The sequence below is a fragment of the Caminicella sporogenes DSM 14501 genome (genome assembly GCF_900142285.1).
In the GTDB taxonomy this organism is placed as follows: Bacteria; Bacillota; Clostridia; order Peptostreptococcales; family Caminicellaceae; genus Caminicella; species Caminicella sporogenes.
In genome coordinates this window covers 36,177-54,762 of sequence record NZ_FRAJ01000014.1, presented here as the reverse complement: position 1 = coordinate 54,762, position 18,586 = coordinate 36,177, and the positions used below count along the sequence as shown (strand labels likewise).

General features: G+C 32.0%; 18 protein-coding genes. 17 read left to right on the top strand and 1 reads right to left on the bottom strand.

What is annotated here, in order from left to right:
* Position 1: 1 nt before the first annotated feature.
* Positions 2-2,965 carry a type I restriction endonuclease subunit R gene (locus BUA90_RS08800; RefSeq protein WP_072967744.1) on the top strand — a complete coding sequence of 988 codons (2,964 nt, stop codon included), beginning with the start codon at positions 2-4 and terminating at the stop codon, positions 2,963-2,965.
* Between the two features lie 432 nt (positions 2,966-3,397).
* On the opposite strand, the gene BUA90_RS12405 is transcribed toward BUA90_RS08800, so the two are convergent.
* Positions 3,398-3,535, bottom strand: a complete 138-nt coding sequence (locus BUA90_RS12405; RefSeq protein WP_159430016.1) for a hypothetical protein — start codon at positions 3,533-3,535, stop codon at positions 3,398-3,400.
* A gap of 512 nt (positions 3,536-4,047) precedes the next feature.
* On the opposite strand from BUA90_RS12405, the gene BUA90_RS08795 reads away from it, so the two are divergent.
* The 16 genes from BUA90_RS08795 (at position 4,048) to BUA90_RS08725 (ending at position 18,250) form a co-directional block, all read left to right on the top strand.
* Positions 4,048-5,916, top strand: a complete 1,869-nt coding sequence (locus tag BUA90_RS08795; protein ID WP_072967742.1) for a helix-turn-helix domain-containing protein — start codon at positions 4,048-4,050, stop codon at positions 5,914-5,916.
* Between the two features lie 347 nt (positions 5,917-6,263).
* Complete coding sequence (locus tag BUA90_RS08790; protein WP_072967741.1) at positions 6,264-6,587, top strand: HTH domain-containing protein; 324 nt, start codon at positions 6,264-6,266, stop codon at positions 6,585-6,587.
* Positions 6,588-6,607: 20 nt separating this feature from the next.
* A complete protein-coding gene (locus BUA90_RS08785; protein WP_072967739.1) occupies positions 6,608-6,853 on the top strand; it encodes a hypothetical protein in 246 nt (81 codons plus the stop codon).
* Positions 6,854-6,868: 15 nt separating this feature from the next.
* Positions 6,869-7,666, top strand: coding sequence for a BRO-N domain-containing protein (locus tag BUA90_RS08780; protein WP_072967737.1), 798 nt, complete (start codon positions 6,869-6,871; stop codon positions 7,664-7,666).
* Between the two features lie 82 nt (positions 7,667-7,748).
* Positions 7,749-7,976: a helix-turn-helix domain-containing protein gene (locus tag BUA90_RS08775; RefSeq protein ID WP_072967735.1), complete on the top strand. Its 228-nt coding sequence runs from the start codon at positions 7,749-7,751 to the stop codon at positions 7,974-7,976.
* Positions 7,973-9,220: a DEAD/DEAH box helicase gene (locus tag BUA90_RS08770; protein ID WP_330390714.1), complete on the top strand. Its 1,248-nt coding sequence runs from the start codon at positions 7,973-7,975 to the stop codon at positions 9,218-9,220. The genes BUA90_RS08775 and BUA90_RS08770 overlap by 4 nt, the downstream gene beginning before the upstream one ends.
* Entirely contained in the window at positions 9,217-9,582 is a 366-nt protein-coding gene (locus BUA90_RS08765) for a VRR-NUC domain-containing protein (protein WP_072967733.1), read from the top strand. The genes BUA90_RS08770 and BUA90_RS08765 overlap by 4 nt, the downstream gene beginning before the upstream one ends.
* Positions 9,504-11,081: an AAA family ATPase gene (locus BUA90_RS08760; RefSeq protein ID WP_072967731.1), complete on the top strand. Its 1,578-nt coding sequence runs from the start codon at positions 9,504-9,506 to the stop codon at positions 11,079-11,081. The genes BUA90_RS08765 and BUA90_RS08760 overlap by 79 nt, the downstream gene beginning before the upstream one ends.
* A gap of 29 nt (positions 11,082-11,110) precedes the next feature.
* Positions 11,111-11,566, top strand: a complete 456-nt coding sequence (locus tag BUA90_RS08755) for a DUF669 domain-containing protein (RefSeq protein WP_072967729.1) — start codon at positions 11,111-11,113, stop codon at positions 11,564-11,566.
* A 2-nt stretch (positions 11,567-11,568) separates the two neighbouring features.
* Positions 11,569-12,714 carry a hypothetical protein gene (locus BUA90_RS08750; protein ID WP_242945074.1) on the top strand — a complete coding sequence of 382 codons (1,146 nt, stop codon included), beginning with the start codon at positions 11,569-11,571 and terminating at the stop codon, positions 12,712-12,714.
* 35 nt (positions 12,715-12,749) lie between these two features.
* Positions 12,750-13,268 carry a hypothetical protein gene (locus BUA90_RS12625; protein ID WP_242945073.1) on the top strand — a complete coding sequence of 173 codons (519 nt, stop codon included), beginning with the start codon at positions 12,750-12,752 and terminating at the stop codon, positions 13,266-13,268.
* Complete coding sequence (locus BUA90_RS08745) at positions 13,261-13,938, top strand: BRO-N domain-containing protein (protein ID WP_072967727.1); 678 nt, start codon at positions 13,261-13,263, stop codon at positions 13,936-13,938. Before BUA90_RS12625 ends, BUA90_RS08745 begins: the two co-directional genes overlap by 8 nt.
* Positions 13,939-14,186: 248 nt before the next feature.
* The gene (locus BUA90_RS08740) at positions 14,187-16,079 is read left to right on the top strand and encodes a phage/plasmid primase, P4 family (protein WP_072967725.1); all 1,893 of its coding nucleotides are present in this window, start codon (positions 14,187-14,189) and stop codon (positions 16,077-16,079) included.
* Positions 16,080-16,330: 251 nt separating this feature from the next.
* Positions 16,331-16,459 (top strand): DUF7768 domain-containing protein, encoded by a 129-nt coding sequence (locus BUA90_RS12850; protein ID WP_456297941.1) that lies wholly within the window; start codon positions 16,331-16,333, stop codon positions 16,457-16,459.
* 252 nt (positions 16,460-16,711) lie between these two features.
* Complete coding sequence (locus tag BUA90_RS08730) at positions 16,712-17,143, top strand: DUF1492 domain-containing protein (protein WP_072967722.1); 432 nt, start codon at positions 16,712-16,714, stop codon at positions 17,141-17,143.
* A gap of 444 nt (positions 17,144-17,587) precedes the next feature.
* Positions 17,588-18,250 carry a type II toxin-antitoxin system PemK/MazF family toxin gene (locus BUA90_RS08725; RefSeq protein ID WP_072967720.1) on the top strand — a complete coding sequence of 221 codons (663 nt, stop codon included), beginning with the start codon at positions 17,588-17,590 and terminating at the stop codon, positions 18,248-18,250.
* Positions 18,251-18,586 lie beyond the last annotated feature (336 nt).

Below are 18,586 nucleotides of genomic sequence, written 5' to 3'. Positions count from 1 at the left end.
TATGCCAACTAATACTAAAGAATCAGGTTTGGAAGCTTTAATAGTAAATTATTTGGTTAATAAAAATGGTTTTGAGCAGGGGACAAATGAAGATTACAATAGAGATTATGCAGTGGATGAAACCCGTCTTTTTAGATTTTTGCAGGAAACCCAGCCAGATGAAGTAGAAAAAATAGGTATATTAAATAGTCAGCATAAAAAAGAGCAATTTTTAAACAGACTTCAAGGGGAAATAGCAAAGCGTGGGATTATAGATGTATTAAGAAAGGGTATAAGTTTTTATCCTGTTAATCTTATTATGTTTTACATGACTCCAAGTGAAAAAAATATAAAAGCAAAGGAAATGTTTGAAAAGAACATTTTTAGTGTTACAAGACAGCTTATGTATTCAAAAAATAATACTCAATTAGCTATCGACCTTGCTATTTTTATCAATGGTTTACCTATAATTACTTGTGAGCTTAAAAATAGACTTACTAAACAAAATGTGGAGGATGCAGTCCAACAATATAAATTGGATAGAGATCCAAGGGAGCTGTTATTTCAATTTAAACGTTGTATGGTTCATTTTGCAGTAGATGATAATGAGGTAAAATTTTGTACAAGATTAGAAGGTAAGAAGTCCTGGTTTCTGCCTTTTAACAAAGGATATAATGGTGGAGCAGGTAACCCACCTAACCCAAATGGCATTAAGACAGACTATTTATGGAAAGAAATTTTAACAAAAAATGAACTTGCTAATATTATAGAAAATTATGCTCAAGTAGTGGCAGAAGAAGATGAGTATACAAAGAAAAAGAAATATAAACAAATCTTCCCTCGTTATCACCAGCTTTCAGTGGTAAAAGCATTATTAGCTGATGTAAAGGAAAAAGGTGTGGGACAAAAGTATCTTATACAACACAGTGCAGGAAGCGGCAAGTCTAATTCTATTGCCTGGACTGCTCATCAACTGGTGGGATTTGAAAAAGATGGTAAAAATATTTTTGATTCTGTTATTGTAGTAACAGATAGGGTTAATCTCGATAAACAAATAAAAAATACTATAAAGCAATTTATGCAGGTATCAAGTACGGTAGGTCATGCAGAAAACTCGGGGGATTTAAAAAAGCTTATTAAAGAAGGTAAAAAAATAATTATAACTACTGTTCAAAAGTTTCCATATATTTTAGATGAAATTGGTACAGAACATAAAGGTAGAAATTTTGCAATTATCATAGATGAAGCTCATTCTAGTCAAAGTGGTAGAATGTCAGCAAAAATGAACATGGCTTTATCTGGAGAGTATACCAATGATGAAGAGGAAACAGTAGAGGATAAAATTATCAAAATGATGGAAGGTAGGAAGATGCTGAAAAATGCAAGCTATTTTGCATTTACAGCCACTCCTAAAAATAAGACTCTTGAAATGTTTGGTATACCAGTACCTAATGGGGATAAAGTACAGTACAAACCTTTCCATATTTATACTATGAAACAAGCTATAGAAGAAGGTTTTATTTTAGATGTATTAAAATACTATACTCCTATTAGCAGCTATTATAAGATAGCTAAAATAGTGGAAGACGACCCTATGTTTGATAAGAAAAAAGCTCAAAAAAAGCTAAAAAAATATGTGGAATCTAATTCTTATGCTATAGAACAAAAGGCAGATATCATGGTAACCCATTTTCATGAACAAGTTATAGCAAAAGGCAAAATTGGTGGGAAGGCTCGTGCTATGGTTGTCACTAGTAGTATTGAGAGAGCTATTGATTATTATTATGCAATAACAAAGTGCCTTGAAAAAAGAAAAAGTCCATATAAAGCCATAGTTGCTTTTTCTGGTGAAAAGGAATATAAAGGCAAAGTATTAACTGAAGCAAGTATTAATGGATTTCCAAGCAGTCAAATTGAAACTGAATTTAAGAAAGATCCTTATAGATTCTTGATTGTAGCTAATAAATTCCAAACAGGATATGATGAACCATTATTACATACTATGTATGTAGATAAAGTACTATCAGGTATTAAAGCAGTGCAGACCCTATCAAGGCTTAATAGAGCATATCCGGGGAAAACAGATACTTTTGTTTTAGATTTTGCAAATGATACGGATACTATAAAAAAAGCTTTTGAAACCTATTATACAACAACTATTCTTTCAGAAGAAACAGATCCTAACAAATTATATGACCTTGTTACAGAAATGGAACAGCATCAGGTATATACAGACTATCATGTAAATACATTGGTGGAACTATATCTAAGTGGTGCAGATCGAGATAGACTAGATCCTATTCTTGATGCTTGTGTTGGTATCTATGAAAATTTAGAAGAAGATGAACAAGTAAGTTTTAAGAGTAGTGCAAAGGCATTTGTAAGAACTTATAGCTTTTTAGGCGCAATTTTACCCTATGGCAATGCAGAATGGGAAAAACTGGCATTGTTTTTAAATCTATTGATACCAAAATTGCCTTCACCAGTGGAAGAAGATTTGTCAAAAGGAATTTTGGATGCAATAGATCTAGATAGTTATAGAGCAGAAATTAAGCAAACTATGTCAATCATTTTGGAAGATCAAACTGAGTATTCTGTTGGTCCAGTTCCAACAAAAAGCGGTGGCGGCATAAATGAACCTGAAATGGATTTGCTTAGTAATATTTTAGAATCATTCCATGATATGTGGGGGAATATTGATTGGAAAGATGAAGATCAAGTCAAAAGGCATATTGCTAGTATTCCAGCTGTAGTTTCTAAAGATGTAGCTTATCAAAATGCTATGAAGAATTCAGATAAGCAAAACGCAAGAATAGAAAGTGAAAGAGCATTAAACCGAGCTATGATAAATATGATGGCTGATAATATGGAATTGTTTAAGCAGTTTAATGATAATCCATCTTTTAAAAAATGGTTATCGGATATGGTGTTTAATTTAACTTATAATACAAAAGGTGAAGTATATACTGGTGAAATTAATATATAGGGTTTTTGTGTTATAGATATAGTTGAATAGTAGAATGCACATAAAATACATATATGCAGCTAGTTATGCAACCATTGGAAGTCCAGATGACCTTGTGCAAAAAGTTTATACTCCATCCATTGAGAAATAAAATATAAGGAAGAATTTGAATTGGGAGACCTGACTTACTAATAAAGCAAAATAAAAAGGTCATATCCAGCAGTTAAGTTGGCTATGACCGTAACACTTTCAGCAACAAAACTAAATTCATTTATATCTTTCGTAACTTTCACCGTACTTATCTGAACTAAAGTTATCTTGAGAATTATGCCATAAGAGATATTTTTAAATTCTATCTTTAAAATGTTATTATAATAAAAAAGTCAAAGAAGATTCTATGTTTGTATAAATTAAACCGTTATGGCCAATTATTAAACCATAACGGTTTTCTAATTAAAATGGAATTTCTTCATCTTCATCATCAGATGCTGTTTCATCAAAGATATCTCCATCAAATTCATTAAAATCAGGAAAAGTATTCTCTTCGGATTTTGCTTTTGCCTCTTTCCAATCTAAAAGAAGCTTTTCCATACCAAAATATGTAGGTTTGCCGCAGATTTCACAGAACCTTGCATTTCCTGGGTTTGCATAGTACAGTTTTCTAAACTGCTGTAGTAATTAAAAATATATGTATCGCAAATGCTGTACTTATCAGAATTAAATTTATTCCCAGTGCTGTGACAAAAGGGACATTCTAAAATCCTTTTATATCTATAAAGCTTAATAACTTTAGGATAACTAACTTTTAAAATTCCATCTAAATTATTATAAGCTATATTTATAATATATTTAAATTCAAAAGAATAAATTAGGTTACAAATTTTTCCAGTGGTGGACTAATCTACGAAATTAATCTACAGTTTTTGATTTAACAAATCGACAAAGAATGGTATAATTTACCTAAAAGCAAATAAAGAATATTTAAAAATTATTAAATATTTATTTTTTTGACAGGAATAATTACTTTGTTCAGAGTTTTATTTAAAAGAGGCAAACTAAAATGAAATATTGTACCACTGCCTATTGAGAAGGGGGATACTATATTGGCAGGTAATCGTTCATTTAAAGATTATGTGGCAGACAGATTTGAAAATGAATTATTTAATGCAGTGAAAAATTACATAGAAGAAAACTATGATAATTTGAATTTGAGGTTATATAAAGTTCGAAACATTGGTGGCATAGAATTGTCAGATATAGAAGTAAAGTTTGTATCTGTAAATGACTTGCTGGGTATGAAAATAGAATTTGATGTCGTTGTAGAAGCTGATTTAGGAGTTCGTGAGTCAGATTATCACTATGATGAAACTGAATATTGTAGTCAGTGGTTTATGCTGAAATGCTTAGGAGATTTGGACAGCAATTTGGATGATTTTATAATCTCCAGTGTAACTGAGTATATCGGTAAAAATAAGCAGCCAAAACCTATGTCGGATTCTCTTGTTCCTATTATTAGTAAGGAACAATTAGAATCTGTCGCTACAGATTTTCTGCGCAGATATTACCCAGAAGCATTAAAAACCCCTATGGCAGTTGAACCACAAGTATTGGCAGAAAAAATGGGTCTTAGAGTTGAAATGAGAGAGATTACAAAGGATTTATGTGTGTTTGGGCAGATATTCTTTCACGATTGCGAAGCAGAATTTTACGATAAAGTCAGTGATAAAATGGTACAAACCCATGTAGATGCCAAAACTATATTCGTGGATCCAAAAGCATATTTTCTTTATAATCTAGGATCAGTTAATAACACCATTGTGCATGAGTGTGTTCATTGGGATTTACATAGAAAAGCATTTGAATTGGAAAGATTATATAACAGCAGTGCCACACGAATTAAGTGCCAGGTAATAGGTGGCATAAAAGATAATAATAAAGATGCGACTGACTGGATGGAATGGCAGGCAAATGCACTTGCTCCAAGGATTCAAATGCCAATTTCAACATTTAAGAAAAAAGCTTTTGAATTTATTAAGCAATATAAAAAAGAGATAGGTACCGATGAACTTATAGATGTAATGGAGCCGGTAATTGATTCATTAGCGACATTTTTTGGTGTATCCCGCACTGCAGCTAAAATTCGTATGATTGATGTGGGATATGAGGAAGCTATTGGAACTTTCACATACATTGATGGTCGATATGTAAAACCACATAGATTTAAAAAGGGAATTCTACAAAGAAATCAAACTTTTTCTATTAGTGCAACAGATGCTGCAATCCAAAGTTTAGCCAATCCGGAAATGAGTTCTCTAGTAAGAGACGGCAGTTATTTATATGTTGATTCACACTTTGTTTTAAACCATCCCAAATATTTAACACAGGATATATTTGGAAATACTATACTTACAGATTATGCACGAACTCATATGGAAGAGTGTTGTCTGATTTTCGAATTGTCGGTTAGGTCTGGATGTAGAGAAAAATACTATAGTGAATGTTTCTTAAACAGGGATAAAAGCTCAATAATTAGTTTTGATATAAAATATAGCGGAGGTTATGAGTATTCCACTCAGGAAAAGAAAGCAAAACTGCTTGCTGATGTATTGGCAGAAAATGCTCGTATATATAATAAACTGCCAAACAGCTATACCGATTCTCTAAAAATAGTACGTAAATGGAAAAACGTAACATTCAAAGAATTGGCAGAGAGGACAATGCTTAGTGAACGTACTATAAGACGAATCGTTAATGGAGAAGAAACAGGGTCACTAAATTCCATAATTTTAATTTGCTTAGGACTGCATCTGCCGCCTGAAATCAGCAGACATATTATTGACAAATCACCGTTTTCACTAAATTTAGCCAACCAAAATCACCAATGGTATAATTTTGCTTTAACACATCTTTATGGACATACGATGGATGAAATCAGAACATTTTTACATCAATATGGTGCTGCACCATTATAAAAAATAAAAAATTTTTTTCAAAAAGCGGACACGAGATGTCCGTTTTTTAAATATCTTAAAGAGCTAAATATTAATCCAAACTGCGGGGTTTATATTTGGCTCTTTTTTATTTGTAATTTTAAGAAACCATTGTTTTTATGCTGTAAAACCGGACATGAGGTGTCCGCCACAGCACCTATTTAATCTTATAAGCTATTAGTAGAAGCAAAGGTAGTGGTACTTCATTAATTCAACAGATGAAATATTTTTTCAAAAATTTATTAAAAAATTTTCTAAATAAGAAATAAACCTTCCTATTTAACTTTTATTCTTAAATCACAGAGCAAAGGAAAGGGGGTGAGAAAGCGATGGGGCCAAATGAAAGGCGAATGGAAATTATAGAAGTTTTATGCAGAAGGCGACAAGATACTATGTCTAACTTAGCCTTTGAGTTTGGTGTTAGTATCAGAACTATTAAAAATGATATTGATATCCTATCGCTTTCTTACCCCATAGAAACAATTCGAGGTCGTTATGGCGGTGGAGTGAAAGTAGCAGATGATTATTATCTTAACAGGAAGTACCTAAAGCCTGAACAACAAGAATTACTGGAAAGACTTAGGACGAACCTGTCTGGTAATGACCTTAATGTGATGAACAGCATCCTCAAGGACTTTGCTCTGAATTACTAATAGGAGAGGAGGTGCAGATTATGAATGACATACATCTTGCATTAGCAGAAGAACTAGAAAAGCTAGCAGCTGTATATCGTGCCAAGAGTCAAATTAAAACAGATAAGATAAGTATCCAAGATATAAGTTTTATACTGTCTGAAAAAATGAAAAAAGGCAAGATAACAGCAATTAAAGCACTATTAAAGAAATATGGTGCAGATAAGCTTATAGAAGTTAAACCAGAAGATTATGAAGCTATTTATAATGAAGTAAAAAGATTATAGAAGGAGGAAAAATTTATGAACCAATTAAAAATATTTAAAAATACTGAGTTTGGCGAATTGAATATTTTAGTTATTGAAGATAAAGAGTATTTTCCAGCAACTGAGTGTGCTAGAATGCTTGGATATAGTAATCCACATAAAGCTGTTATAAATCACTGTAGGTACCTAACAAAAAGGGAGGTACCACATCCACAAAATATAAATAAAAAAATAGAAATGAATTTTATTCCAGAAGGAGATCTATATCGCTTAATTGTTGGAGCTTCATCTCAAAGCAAAAATAAAGAAGTGAAAGAAAAAGCTGAACGCTTTGAAAAGTGGATATTTGATGAAGTATTGCCTTCAATAAGAAAACACGGAATTTATGCAGCAGATAAGGTAATAGAAGAAATGCTAAATAATCCTGATACTATGATAAAAACACTTCAGGCACTAAAAGAAGAAAGAAAAAAGATACAAGAGCTTACAGAAAAAGTAGAAGAACAGGATAAGAAACTACAACTATTTAGAAATCTTCAGCGTTTAAATGAAATGCTTAGAGCATCTGATATTGGAATGTATTATGGAATAACTGCAAAGGAGTTTAACAGAATAATGCAAGATGCAGGAGTTATTAAAAAGGTTGACAACAATTTCTATGGTCGCAATTCATATTACGTTATGACAGCTAAGTATAGCCATACAAGATACTGTCAAGTTATTACAGATACTTTGAAAAACGGAATGAAGATTAAAACCAATGTATGGCTACCTGAATCCCTTGAATTTATTGATTCCATAATGCAGGAATATGGATATAAGGTTGATATATAAGCAATAAGTGAAGAAATAAATAAAAGAATTTAGGGGGTGAAGCAATTTATTTGATGACTAGGTATTGGATGGTGGGAAGGTAATGCAAATTAATCAAGAAATAATTCAAAAAAAGTTACAGGCAAATGGCTGGACCCAAAATGAACTTGCAAGAAGGATGAATATTTCTAAGGGAACTCTTAGTAATGTTTTATCCGGTAGACGTGGTGCAGGCAGAAAAGTAATTTCTGGTCTACTTAGAGTATTTCCAGAAGAAAGGCTAGAGAATCTTATTCTAAATGAAAATATAAAAACAAAAGAAAGCAGGTGATAAAAATAATTCTATACCCACATCAAAGACAAGTCCTAAAAGAAACTGAAAAAATAAACAGAGTAGCATATTATCTAGACCTTGGGCTTGGGAAGACTTTTGTAGGCTCAGAGAAAATGAAACAGTTAAATGCTCCATACAATTTAGTAGTTTGCCAAAAGTCCAAAATCAAAGACTGGGCTGAGCATTTTAGAACTTACTATGACTATGAAGTAATAATTTTCAAGAATCAATCCATAGAAAGCATTCCGAAGCACAGCGTTATTATAATCAACTACGACCCAGTATGGCGAAGGGAACAATTACAGAAATTAAAAGATTTTACATTACTGCTGGATGAGTCCCAATATATAAAAAATGAGACATCAAATAGGGCTAAATTTATTTTAGGTTTAAATCCAACTAATGTAATTTTACTATCTGGAACACCTACTGGTGGAAAGTATGAGGAATTATGGTCCCAGTTAAAACTCTTAGGTTGGAATATAAGCAAAAAGCTATTTTATAAACACTATACTATTACAGAAAAACTTGATATGGGTGGATTTCAGATTACAGTTGTGAAGGGATATAAAAATGTAGATAGGTTAAAAGAGAAATTGAAAAAACACGGAGCAGTATTTATGAAAAGTGAAGAAGTCTTTGACCTGCCAGAACAGATTGAAAATATGGTAACAGTGAAAAACACCAAGGAGTACAGGAAGTTTAAAAAAGATAGAGTTATTACCATAAATGATGAAACTTTAGTAGGGGATACCTCTTTAACGAAATTATTATATCTAAGACAACTATCATCCATATATAATCCACACAAACAACAGGCACTTAAGGATTTACTTATATCTACAGAAGATAGAGTGGTAGTATTCTACAACTTTAAAAAAGAATTTGAAATTATTAAAGGCATCTGTGAAAAATTAGAAAAGCCTGTATCCCATATCAATGGAGAAGGCAGCAATTTAGAAAATTATAAAACTAAATTCAATACAGTAACACTAGTTCAATACCAAGCAGGAGCTTCAGGTGTGAACCTTCAAAGAGCTAATAAAACTATTTACTACAGCTTACCTTTATCCAGTGAATTATGGATGCAGTCAAAGAAAAGGATACACCGCATAGGCCAAAGCAGGACATGTTTTTACTACTACCTTATAACAGAAAAAAGTGTGGAAGAGAAAATCCTAAAGGTACTTAAGGAAAGAAGGGACTTCACACTAGATTTATTCGAGAAGGTGGACATATGACAGAGAAACAGTTTCAAGGAAAAGTAATAAAGTTCTTAAAATCCCAACCCAACACCTGGTTTTTCAAAGTATTTGGAGGAGGATATCAAAGAGCAGGTATACCCGATTTAATCTGCTGCATTAATGGAGTATTTATTGCTATTGAACTTAAAGGAGATAATGGAAAACCTACAGAGATACAGAAGATGAATATTAGAAATATTAATGCTGCTGGTGGTATAGGAGTGATTTTATATCCAGAAGGATTTAAGAAATTTAAAAAACTCATAAAGGAGGTGAATTCATGCAGTTTAGCTTCAGCCGGATGGAGTGCTTTGAAAAATGCAAGTTTCAGTTCTATCTTAGATACATCAAAGGATTAACCACTATTATTCCTCCTAGTGCAGATACTCCACTGATTGTTGGAAGTGCTATGCATCTGGGACTGGAAAAGGGCATTAATGACATGGAGAAATATTATTATGACCAATATCCAGTTATAAACGATAAACACATTAATGAAATGATTAAACTAACAATCCTTGTAGAAAAAGCGTTAGAGGTAATTAATGATTTAACTCGAGATAAACCAGTCATCTTTGAATACGAGATAGATTTTCCTGAATTTAAAGGATTTGTGGATTTAACTATCTATAATAAGAACAGCACAGTAGACATCTATGATTTTAAATACAGTAACAACATCGACCACTACCTTCAGTCAAAGCAATTACATCTATATAAATACTTTTTAGAAAAATTAGGATTTAAAGTAAAAAGGCTAGGTTATATTTTTATCCCTAAAACCTATATCAGGCAGAAGAAAACAGAAGATTTGTATCAGTTTAGAAAGAGACTTAAAGAAACTCTATCTGGTATGGAAGTAAAGGTTATAGAAGTAGACTATGACCACCAGAAGGTTGAGGAGTTCTTTAATAGCTGTTCTGATATTGAAAGTGAAAAAAACTATGAAAAAGCGCCGAGTAGATTATGCTCATGGTGTGAATTTCAAAAATACTGTGAGGAGGAGATTGATTACATGCTACTACCTAAAAATGAAAGGCGAGAAAAGAAAATTGATGTAAACCCTGATATGTGGCTATATGCCGACAGTTATGTTGGAAAATCAACCTTTGTTGATAAGTTTGATGACCTACTGTTTCTAAATACCGATGGAAACACAGATAATACAACATCTCCAGTTGTGAAAATTGCGGATGAAGTGACCTATGAAGGAAGACTTAAAAAAGTAAAGATGGCTTGGGAAGTGTTTCTAGATGCTGTGGCAGAGCTTGAAAAGAAAGATAATACATTCAAAAGAGTATGTATTGATTTAGTTGAGGATTTATATGAACACTGTAGGTTGTATATTTATAAAAAATTAGGAATAGACCACGAACAGGATGCAGGCTTTGGTAAAGGCTGGGATATGGTAAGAACCGAATTTTTATCAGCCATGAAAAGACTTAAAAGCTTAGGATATCAAATTATCTATATTTCAAAAGAACTAAACTCTGAGATAACTCTTAAAAACGGTAATAAAATTACCACAATAAAACCTAACATTAATGACAAAGTAGCAAATGTACTGGCAGGAACAGTAGATTTAACTGTAAGAGCTTATATAGATGGTAAGGACAGATATCTTCAGCTTGAAAAGAAAGAAAATATATTCGGTGGCGGCAGATTTGAGTTTAAAGAATCTAGAGTAAGGTTAGATAAAGAAGAGTTTATTAAAGCTTTAAAAGCAGCCCAGGAAGGAATAAAAACCTATTCAAAAGTAGAAACACCAGATAAAACAGAAACAGAAGAAACAGCTACTGAAACACCTGAAGTAAAACCTGAAAAACCAGCAAAAAAGAGCAGACGCTCTAGAAAATAAAAATTTTAAATTAAAAGGAGGAAATTGTCATGAGTAATAATGTATTTGCAAAATTCGACAAAGAGTTTGATGTGAAAGGACTAAAAGAGGACCTTAAAAATATCAGTAGTAACAGTGCTGAGTACAAAGAAGTACCCTTTGGTACTTATGAAGTAAAAATTGAAAAGTTAGAGCTTGTAGAATCAAAAACAGGTAAACCTATGGTTAGTTGCTGGATGAGGATTTTAGAAGGAGAATATAAAAACTCTATGCTGTTTATGAATCAAGTTATCCATACGCCCTATGGACTTCATATGGCAAATGAATTTTTAAGGTCTTTAGAGTCTTGTATTGAAGTAGAATTTGAAAGTTTCACCCAGTACCATAATATGCTCCTTAATATCCATGAAGCTATCGATGAAACCTATGAGTATGCAGTGGAGTATGGGGAAACCAAAAAAGGATTTAAGACCTTTAAAATAGTTGAAGTATTCGAGGTTGAGTAGAGATGATTTTATTTTATGACGCAGAAGTCTTTCCCCACGATTGGCTTCTCGTCATAATAGACCCTACAAATCATCAAAAACATGTGGTTATAAATGATGCTAACAAATTAGCATCGTTTTATGAAAAACATAAAGAACATATCTGGATAGGCTACAACAGCCGTCATTATGACCAGTATATTCTTAAAGGCATCCTTTTAGGTTTTAATCCCCATAAAATCTCCAAATTTATTATATCAGAAAAGAAACCAGGATGGCAGTACAGCTCTTTATTTCAAAAGATAAAACTCTATCAATATGATGTAATGACAACTCATAACAGCTTAAAAGAGCTTGAAGGATTTATGGGAAATGATATCAGAGAAACCACAGTAAGTTTTGATATAGATAGAAAATTAACAAAAGAAGAAATACAAGAAGTAGTTAGCTACTGCACATATGACGTAGAGCAGACTATGGAGATTTTTCTTCATAGAAAAGAAGAATTTGACTCCCATGTAGCCCTACTGAAAGCCTTTAATCTACCACTAAAATATATAAGTAAAACGAAAGCACAACTTGCAGCAGTTATCTTAAAGGCAAGAAAATTAACTCGTAATGACGAATTTGATTTAATTCTGCCAAATACTTTAAAAATAGAAAAATATAAACATGTAGTAGAGTGGTACAAGGATCCAAATAATCATAGTTATGAAAAATCCCTAGAAATAGCTATAAGTGGAGTGCCCCATGTATTTGCATGGGGAGGACTCCACGGAGCAAGGGACAAGTATCAGGATGAAGGTATTCTTGTAAATGTTGATGTAGCTTCCTTTTATCCATCCCTAATGCTTGAGTATGATTTTTTATCTAGAAACGTAGAAGACATAAGTTTATACAAGAAAATTTATGAACAGCGGCTTAGACTCAAAGCTGAAAAGAATCCCATGCAGCTTCCCTTTAAAATCGTTCTTAACAGTACCTACGGGGCTATGAAATATAAATACAATAACCTCTATGACCCAAGACAGGCCAACAATGTCTGCGTAGGTGGACAGCTACTGCTTTTAGATTTAATAGAAAAGCTAGAACCCTACTGGACTTTAATTCAATCCAATACTGATGGATTAATAGGAAAATCAAAGGGAAAAGAGACCTTAATAAAATAAAATTCATCTGCACAGAGTGGGAAGAAAGAACCCGTATGAAATTGGAATTTGAACTTTATAAAAAAATCTATCAAAAAGATGTCAATAACTATATCATCATCAAAGACGATGGCAGCTATAAATCTAAAGGAGCCTATGTTAAAAAATTAAGTAGTATTGATAATGATTTGCCTATTGTGAATCTGGCATTAAAAGAATATTTCATTAAAGGAGTACCAGTAGAAGAAACAATAAACAATTGTAAAGACCTTATGATGTTTCAAAAGGTAGTAAAGATAAGCTATAAATATTCCCACACCCTTTACGGCAATAAAAAGTTACCAGAAAAATGCCTTAGGGTATTTGCTTCAAAGAAAGAAGACGATAAAGGAGTATTTAAGGTAAAAGATAGTGGTAGAGTAGAAAAAATAGCTGGTACGCCAGAGAAGTGTTTTATTAAAAATGAAAATGTTATAGGCAAAAGAATTCCTAAAAGATTAGATAAAGATTGGTATATTCAGGTAGCAAGAAAGCGATTATTTGATTTTATAGGAAAGGTGGAAAACAATGAATGAAGTGATGAAAGTATTTAAAAATAGAGATTTTGGAGAAGTGAGAAGTATGATCATTAACAATGAACCATGGTTTGTTGGAAAAGATGTAGCTGAAGTTTTAGTTTACAAGGAACCACATAAAGCTATCGCAAGGCACGTTGATGAAGATGACGGGATGAAACATCCCATCATCGATAATTTAGGAAGAGTACAAGAAGTGATAGTGATTAACGAAAGCGGTCTTTATGCTTTAATATTATCTTCAAAACTACCAAAGGCAAAGCAATTTAAAAGATGGATTACTAAAGAGGTACTGCCAACATTACGAAAAACCGGAAGTTATTCTATGAATGAAAAGCAACCGAGTTTAAGCGAATTAACCCGCTTTCTACGCCTTATTAAAGAAGTTATGGTAGCTCAAAATTGCTCTGATAGAAGCATTGCTGTAACATTAAGGCATTTATGTAAGCAATTTGAGATAGACCTTCCAGAGGAGTTTATAAAACTTACAGACCTTGAAGAACGATTTTTGCAATTTCTGTATACTGATGAGTATGCTTATCAGATGTCAAGTGGCGATGCAGTGCAGGTGTTTTTAGGAAGAAAACTTCGTGAAACCAGTGAAGAAACCTATCAAAGGCTTAAAAATATCTACTATGAAACGGCTCTAAAGGAAGGATGGAGTGAATAAGAATTTGGGTGATTTTGAGGAAATTTCATAAAAAATTAGGGCTGATTTGGAGATTATCACCAAAACAGCCCTAAAATAGAAAAATTTTAATAGAAAACAATTAAAAATTAATGCTGATTTGGTGATTTTAGGGGGTTTTCAATTAAAATCATCAGATTTTATCACTAAAATCCCTATAAAATCCCCCTTGTTTTGGGGGGAAAATCACCCAAATTAGAGCTTAAAAATCGAAAAAGGCGGTGCATAATTTGGAAATTTTAAAAGGATATATTAAGACAAAAGGCAAGAAACCTATAGAGTCTTATCGAAATAAAACATCATTTTATAGCTATGACCATATTAGAAAAATGAATAGTGATTTTGCAGGAATCCTACAAGACGGTATGGTGCAAATTGACATAGACGATGAAGATGAAGCAAAGCTTGTAAAAAACATAATAACAGAATTAAACATCAAAAGCGCCATCTTAAAAACAGATAGAGGTATTCACTTCTATTTTAGAAATACAGAAGTTAAGAAAAAACAAACTAAACTTATGACTCCAATAGGAGTTAAGGTAGATGTTGCAGTAGGAGAACAAAATGCACTAGTACCTATTAAAGTTTTTGGAAAAACCAGAAGGTGGCTTAACAAAATTGATACTGTGGAAGAAATTGATTTTCTACCAGAGTGGTTAAAGCCCCTTAAGAAAAAGAGTATTCCGGATTTTAAATCTCTAGAAGAAGGAGATGGAAGAAACCAGGCTCTCTTTAACTATATTCTCACTCTTCAATCAGAGGGTTTTAGTAAAGATACTATAAAGAATATCATAAAAATTATAAATCAATATGTATTAAAGACACCACTATCAGATAAAGAAGTAGACACTATCCTTAGGGATGAAGCATTTTTAAAGCAGACCTTTTATATAAAATCCAAGTTTTTACACGATAAATTTGCAAAATTTCTAATTAGTGAAGAACACATTAAAAAAATAAACAGTCAGCTCCACATATATAAAGATAGAATTTATAAAAGTGAACCCATAGAAATTGAGTCAGCTATGATTAAACATCTTCCGGAGCTTACAAAAACCAAACGAAATGAGATATATAGCTATTTACAGCTTATAGCAGAAGATGTAGAGCCAAGCTGTGAAGATTATAACTTGATTGCATTTAATAATGGTATATATAACATAAAAAATGATACCTTTGTAGATCATTCTCCTGAATATATTATAACCAATAAAATTCCCTGGGATTATAACCCTAATGCTTACTGGAAATTAACGGATAAAACCTTAGATAAAATTAGCTGTAATGATAGTGAAATCAGGGCAGTGTTAGAAGAACTTATTGGATACACGTTTTACAGGAGAAATGAGATAGGAAAGGCCTTTATTCTTACAGGTGACAAACTAAACGGAAAATCTACATTTCTTGATATGGTTACTAATTTAATCGGCATAAAAAACATAGCTGCACTTGATTTAAAAGAACTGGGGAAAAGATTTAAAACTGCAGAATTATTTGGAAAACTGGCCAACATTGGAGACGATATAGGAGATGAATTTATTGCTAATCCATCTATTTTTAAGAAACTGGTAACAGGAGAAAGGATTAATGCTGAAAAGAAAGGGCAAGACCCTTTTGATTTTAATAACTATTCTAAGCTTTTATTTTCAGCCAACAATATCCCAAGGGTGAAGGATAAAACAGGAGCTGTGCAGAGAAGACTTCTCATTATTCCCTTTAATGCAAGGTTTTCTCCTGATGATCCGGATTTTAAGCCACATATAAAATATGAATTAAGGTCGAGAGAATCTATGGAATATTTGATACTGCTAGGAATTAAAGGACTGAAACGAGTGCTGAAAAACCGCTGTTTTACCAAGTCATCCAAAGTAGAAAAGGAACTAAAAGAGTATGAAAAAACAAATAACCCTATCATTGGGTTTTATGAAGAATATGAAAAAGAAATTGAAAATGAGATAACTGGTGAGGTGTATAAAAAATATTTAGAATACTGTTTAAATAATAACTTACAGCCGTTTAGTCATATTGAATTTTCAAGGCAGATTAATAAAAGATTTGAATTTAAAACCACTGATAAAAAAATAAATGGTAAAAAATATCGAATTTTTGTGAAAATTAACTAGTCCAACATAGGTTCAAGGTAGTTCAATATCGGTTCAACTTTTTTAAGCCAGTAATATCAAAAGGGTGAAAGATGTCCAACATGTTCTATCTTATTATAAGGACTTTATAGTAAAAAGATATTATATACAATACAAAAAAAATAAATAAATATATATTGAACATGTTCCCACATAAAACAATAAAATAAATTTATTGAAAATTAAAACTTTAAAGCATACAAGGAAAAGTACCGGATGAATAAACATAAAAAATACAGACAAAGAGAAAAAAACTAGTATTTATCTGCAGTCCCTTTGCCGGGAATATTGAAGGGAATACTGAAAGAGCCAGAAGCTGTGGAAGATTTGCTGCAGTTAAAAATGCAGTTCCCTTCATATAAAATATTTTACTGCAGACTGCAGACTAATAAAAGAGGTGAAGTGATGGATAAAACAGATTGTTTTGCGTATAATCAAAGAAGCTGCAAAATACTTACTGAGAAAAAATGTGATGGATGTGTTTTTTATAAAACTCATGAGGAATTTAAGCTAGGGCAAAAGAAGGCACTTGAGAGAATACTTTCTTTGGATAAAGATAAAAGAGATTATATAATTGAAACCTACTATGGTGGAAAAATAGAGGTGATGTAGCGATGAAAGCTAAAGAATATTTGTCGCAGGTTTATAAAATTAATCAAAGAATAGACAGCAAGCTTGAACAGTTAGAAGTACTAAAGAGTTTAGCCATGAAGGTGAATACTTGTTTTACTCATACGAAAGTTTCCGGTGAAAATAATGAAAAGAGTCGCATGGAAAATACCATTGTAAAAATTATTGATTTAAGCCATGAGATAAATGATGAGGTAGATAGGTTTATAGATCTTAAAGCAGAGATTATGGAAACTATTCATAAAGTAGAAGATGTAAATTGCCAGTTGTTACTGGAAAAAAGGTATATTAACGGAAAGTCATGGGATGAAATTTCAAAGGAATTGAATTACAGTATAAGAGGAGTATTTAAAATTCACAGTAAAGCTCTAAAAGAAATTGATAAAATATTAAAAGTGTGCAGTAAAGTGCAGTGAAGTGCAGTTGGCATATGTGGTATTATATAAAGTGAGGAAGTATAGAAGAATGATTAGCAAGATTAAAGAAATTGATAAAACTTTAAAAGTGTGCAGTAAAAGACATAGAAAGACACCTATCACATGTGATATTATATAAAGTGTAAAGGTATAGAAAAATCAAGAGCACCATATGCTGTTTGAATAGGCCGAGGTTATATCGATTCGATTCCAAGGAAACGCAGCATTTTTGATATAATGACCCTCAATAAAAAAATAAGAGGGTCTTTTCTATGCCAGGAAAATTAGAAAGTTAAATCAAAGTACAAATCATAGGTTTTTATGTAAAATAAAACAATATAAAAGATTTAGCAAAATATGTTATACTGAATTTGCAGAAATGTAATTGAGTTGGTGGAAATCCTACTATTTATGTAAATATTTTTTAGATAAAGGGGAGAAGATATGGCAAGAAGTATTGATTTATCAAAGACACAACAATACCTAGAGTGGTTAAAGACAAAATTATACCTTGATTCAAATGCCAGTAGGGCAAGTAAAAGAGTTGTTAAAAGAGGTGAGGTTTATAGATGTAATCTAGGTCTAGGAATTGGTAGTGAAGAGTGTAAGGAGAGACCGTGCGTAATTCTTCAAAGCGATGCTGGTAATGTTACATCACCTAATACAATAGTTGCACCAATAACCCATACGAAGTCTACATTACCTGTAGTGGTACCAATTGCTAATAAATATAACGAATCTGGAGAAATTATTTTAGATGGTAATGTGCTATTAGGTAATATAGTATGTGTAAGTAAGGCACGATTAGGAGACTTTGTAACAAAACTAGATTCATCTGAGATGGATGCTGTAGATGAAGCTATAGCAATTTCTGTAGATATAAAGCGTCATTATGATAAACTGAAAAATATTCTAGATGATAAATTAGTGTATATAGGGAAACTTAAAGACAAAATTAGCAATTTAGAAAATGAGTTATCTAAGAAAGAAGAGGAATTAAATCGCTTTATTTTAATTAAACAAGAGTTTGGGATTGAGGATATGCAGGAATTTGAAAAACAAATAAGAGATGCCTTTTTAAAACAATCACTAGACAAAAAGGAATAAAAATGTTATTATAATTATACAAAGATGCTATTCACGAGTGGGATAGTGGTAATATTAATTCAAAATGGGGACTACGAGCGAGTCCCCACGTACCTTTTTTGAAATTTATATAACACAATTATTTTTTATGAATATAATATTAACAGATGGATATAAATATAATAGACAAAGATACTTTGAGATGAATGCTCAAAGTGGTATTAAAGTCAAAGATGGGGAGTCACGAGTGGGCTCCCTGGTATTATTTTTAAGAAAGGACCAGCTAACCATAAGTTGGTCTTTTTTATATGCCTAAATTTTGGAGTTGACAAAAATGTAAAAAATGCTCTTGGGGAA